Source organism: Streptomyces sp. SID1328 (assembly GCF_009865595.1).
GTDB classification, from domain to species: Bacteria; Actinomycetota; Actinomycetes; order Streptomycetales; family Streptomycetaceae; genus Streptomyces; species Streptomyces griseoluteus.
The window spans coordinates 1-4,083 of the sequence record NZ_WWKH01000620.1 but is presented as its reverse complement, the minus strand read 5'-3'; the positions used below and the strand labels follow the sequence as shown (position 1 = coordinate 4,083).

Annotated in this window: 3 protein-coding genes and 1 pseudogene; 2 read left to right on the top strand and 2 right to left on the bottom strand. The window is 74.4% G+C overall.

Annotated features, from left to right (window positions below; translation table 11 throughout):
• Together GT030_RS20065 and mmuM are read left to right on the top strand one after the other, a co-directional pair.
• A pseudogene (locus GT030_RS20065) lies at positions 1-322 on the top strand (hypothetical protein); the annotation flags it as partial.
• Positions 319-1,215: a homocysteine S-methyltransferase gene (gene mmuM, locus GT030_RS20060; RefSeq protein WP_161202293.1), complete on the top strand. Its 897-nt coding sequence runs from the start codon at positions 319-321 to the stop codon at positions 1,213-1,215. The pseudogene GT030_RS20065 and the gene mmuM, both read left to right, overlap by 4 nt.
• 8 nt (positions 1,216-1,223) lie before the next feature.
• On the opposite strand, the gene GT030_RS20055 is transcribed toward mmuM, so the two are convergent.
• The gene (locus GT030_RS20055) at positions 1,224-2,768 is read right to left on the bottom strand and encodes a carboxylesterase family protein (RefSeq protein WP_202460322.1); all 1,545 of its coding nucleotides are present in this window, start codon (positions 2,766-2,768) and stop codon (positions 1,224-1,226) included.
• Between the two features lie 112 nt (positions 2,769-2,880).
• Positions 2,881-4,020 carry a YihY/virulence factor BrkB family protein gene (locus GT030_RS20050; protein WP_161202292.1) on the bottom strand — a complete coding sequence of 380 codons (1,140 nt, stop codon included), beginning with the start codon at positions 4,018-4,020 and terminating at the stop codon, positions 2,881-2,883.
• Between the last annotated feature and the right edge of the window lie 63 nt (positions 4,021-4,083).

The window sequence follows — 4,083 nt, the reverse complement described above, 5'->3', positions numbered from 1 at the left end:
GAAGCGGCGCCGGGAGCTGATCGCGGCGCTGGACGGGCCCGGGCGGCCGCCCGCCGAGGGGCCGGACGCGACGCCCATGGGCGTCTTCCTCGCGCACGTCCTGCACCCGTTCACCGCGTACGTTCCCCCGCCCGCGCTCGCCCGGCTGACGCTCGCCGCGGGAGCGGACTCGCACGGCCAACCCCCGTACCATGCAGCCGAGTTCCTGGCCGATGGCTCCCTCCTGGAACTCCCCGGCGGTCACCTCGGCGCCCTGGAGCACCCGGAGGAGTTCGCGGACCGGCTCGCCGAGGCCCTCACCTCGACTAGCGTCGAGGGATGAGCACCGACCTCGCCACTGCCCTCACCGAGGGGCCGCCCCTCGTCCTGGACGGCGGGCTCTCCAACCAGTTGGCGTCGGCCGGGTACGACCTCGGCGACGAGCTGTGGTCCGCCCGTCTGCTCGCGGAGGCCCCGGAGGCGATCACCGAGGCCCACCTCGCCTACTACACGGCCGGCGCGGACGTGGCGATCACCGCCAGCTACCAGGCCACCTTCGAGGGCTTCGCCGGGCGCGGCATCGACCGCGCGGAAGCCGCGCGCCTGCTGGCCTCCAGCGTGGAACTGGCCCGCGAGGCCGCCCGCCGCGCCGGGGTCACCCGCCCCCTCTGGGTGGCCGCCTCCGCGGGCCCGTACGGCGCGATGCTCGCGGACGGCTCCGAGTACCGGGGCCGCTACGGCCTGACCCGGGCCGAACTGGAACGCTTCCACCGCCCCCGCCTGGAGGTCCTGGCGGAGGCCGCCCCCGACATCCTGGCCCTGGAGACCATCCCCGACACCGACGAGGCGGAAGCCCTCCTGCACGCGGTACGCGGCCTGGGCGTCCCGGCCTGGCTCTCCTACAGCGTCGACGGCGACCGCACCCGCGCCGGCCAGCCCTTGGAAGAGGCGTTCGCCCTGGCCGCCGACGCCGAGGAGATCATCGCGGTGGGCGTGAACTGCTGCGCCCCCGAGGACGTCCCCCACGCGGTGGAGACAGCGGCCCGGACAACCGGCAAGCCAGTGGTCGCCTACCCCAACAGCGGCGAAACCTGGAACGCCCGGAACCGCACCTGGGACGACTCCCCCACCCTCACCCCCGCTTTCTCGGCCACGGGCGCCCGCCTCGTAGGCGGCTGCTGCCGGGTGGGCCCGGAGACGATCACCGCGATCGCCCGAGCGCTCGGCCGCGTCTGACCCTCCGGTCAGCGCCTCCGCAGCACCGGCGACCTCCGCAGCCGCCGGACCGCCGCGAGCCGGTTGACCGAGGGAGCCTGGTGGGGGACGAGGGGGTGGGCCCAGAGGGCGAGTTCCGCGTCTCGCGGGCCGTGGGCCAGGTGGGGGCCGGCGGTGTCGAAGACGCGGGTCGGGTGCGAGGCGTCCCAGGAGGGCCAGCCGGGATTGCCCGTGGTGGCGAAGTCGACCCAGGAGGTGTGCATGGTGTCGGCCAGGGACTGGGGAGCGCCCTTGCCGGCCAGCTTCACGGCCTCCTCGACCTCGCCGGTGTCGAAGACGAAGCCGAGTTCCAGGGAGTGGCAGGCGCCGAGGGCGGGGAGGAGGGACGGCCAGGCGAACTCGTACACGTGGGAGCGGGACGGGCGGGCGTCGGCCAGGCGGTGCAGGGGGAGGCGGAGCATGTGGTCGGTGACCATCTGGCCGACCAGTTCGGCGGCGCCCGCGGCGGGGCGCAGGGCGCGGTAGCCGCGCGGGACCTCGGAGCCGACGTGGCAGCGGGCCATCGCGCCGGCCAGGGCGACCGCGCCGAGGCGGTCGACGTGCTCGACCAGGCCGCCGGGCACCAGCCAGAGCCGGTACTCGTCGCGGGTCCAGCCCATCAGCAGGTCGACGCCGGGCGCCGCGTCGCCGTCGGTGAGGGCGGCCAGCGGGTCGGTGGGGACGAGGTCGCCGTCGACGACGACGCCGAAACCGGGCCCGCCCAGGACGGGGCTGCTGCGCCGGCCGGCCTCGGCCTGGGTGCGCAGCAGCAGCTCGCGGTCGACACCGGCGAAGGCGGCCGCGGTCGCGGGGATCTTCAGGCGGGCGGCCATCCGGCGGACCATGCGCCGCACCTTCTGCCGGTCCGAGACCTCCGGCGCCCCGCTCTGGAGCACTGCCCGCCGGACCAGCCCGCGTGTCTGCGGGGCCGCGACGAGCACGCCCGTGCTGATGGCGCCGGCCGACTGCCCGGCCAGGGTGACGTTGCCGGGGTCGCCGCCGAAGGCCGCGATGGACTCGTGCACCCAGCGCAGCGCGGCGAACTGGTCGCGCAGGCCCAGATTGGCGGGGGCGTCCGGGAAAAGGCCGTAGCCCTCGACGCCGAGCCGGTAGTTGACCGAGACGAGCACGACGCCGTCGCGGGCGAAGGCCCGCCCGTCGTACACCGGGACCGCCGAGGAACCCCTGGTCAGCGCGCCACCGTGCAGCCAGACCAGCACCGGGAGGCGGGCGCCGGGGCCGGGCTCGGGGGTCCAGGCATTGAGGTTCAGACAGTCGTCGCCGGGCACCGAGGGGTCGGAGAGGTGCTGGGCGAACGCCTCGGAGTACGGGGGTTTCGGCGGGGTCGGCCCGAAGGCTCCGGCGTCGCGCACACCGGCCCAGGGCTCGGGCGGCTCGGGCGCGCGGAACCGGCGGACGCCGAAGGGGGGCGCCGCGTACGGGATGCCACGGAACACCGCGTTCCCGTGCTCGTACCGGCCGCGTACCGCGCCGTACGGGGTGCGGGCCACCGGGCCCGTCCGGTCAGCCGTCATCGCCCACCAGCCCTTCGTCGCCGGTGCGGCCGCCGTGGCGGCACGCACCACATCTGTCTCCCAGAGCGCCGCGCGGAGTGGATCTATTCCGGCGCACCGACCGTACGTACGGTCAGTCGTCCTCGGAGCCGCGGGGCGGCTGGTGGCCGTTGCGGGTGTGGCCGCGCAGCCGGCCGGTGATGTCCTCCGGGGGCAGGAAGCGGGACCAGCGCTCGGGGAACTCGGACGGCATGTCCGGGTCGTCCGGGTCGGCGTCGCGCAGCCCGGCCGCCCAGGCGACGTAGTCCGCGACCTGGGCCTCCCGCTGGCGCTCGTTGGCCTCGCGGGCGGCGGCCGTGGCCGCCGCGGGCCAGACCCGGTCGATGGCGGCGTTGACGGCGGCGCCGACCAGCACGGCGAACGCGGACACCCCGATCCACAGCAGCACGGCGACGGCGGCGGCGAGGGAGCCGTAGATGGTGGCGCCCTCGATGGTGTGGGTGAGGTAGACGCGCAGCAGGAGGCTGCCGAGGACCCACATGGCGAGGGCGACCAGCGCGCCGGGCACGTCCTCGATCCAGGGCGAGCGGACCGGGACGGAGACGTGGTAGAGCGTGGTCAGGAAGACGATGGAGAGCACGATGACGACCGGCCAGTACAGCACCTGGACGACCGTCGCCGACCAGGGCAGCACCCCGACCACCGCGTCCGGTCCGGCCACCATCAGCGGCAGCGCCACCGAGCCGATCAGCAGGGCGACCACGAACAGCAGGAACGCCATGATCCGGGTCTTGACGATGCCCCGGACGCCGTCGAGGCCGTACATCACGGTGATGGTGTCGATGAAGACGTTCACCGCGCGCGAGCCCGACCAGAGGGCGAACAGGAAGCCGATGGAGATGACGTCGGGCCGGCCACCCTTCATCACGTCGTTCAGGATCGGCTCGGCGATCTCCTTGACGCCCTTGTCGGACAGGACGGTGCGGGAGGCCTCGAGAAGGTTGGTCTCCAGGCTGTGGATGGTGTCGGCGCCGGTCCAGTCGTCGACGTAGCCGAGCAGGCCGATGAGGCTGAGCAGCAGCGGGGGCACGGACAGCAGCGTGAAGAACGCGGCCTCGGCGGCGAGGCCCAGGATGCGGTACTCCATGCAGGAATTGACGGTGTCCGTCAGCAGCAGCCAGGCCGTCCGGCGTTTGGAGACGTTCCGGTAGAGAGCCTTGGCCCGGTGGAGGCGACCATGGGGCCGCTTGGAGGATTCGCTTGCTGACTGCACGTCCTAACGGTATCCGCCGCGCCACGCGCCCCTCACCTCGCGGGGGCGCGCTGCGCAGCGGGC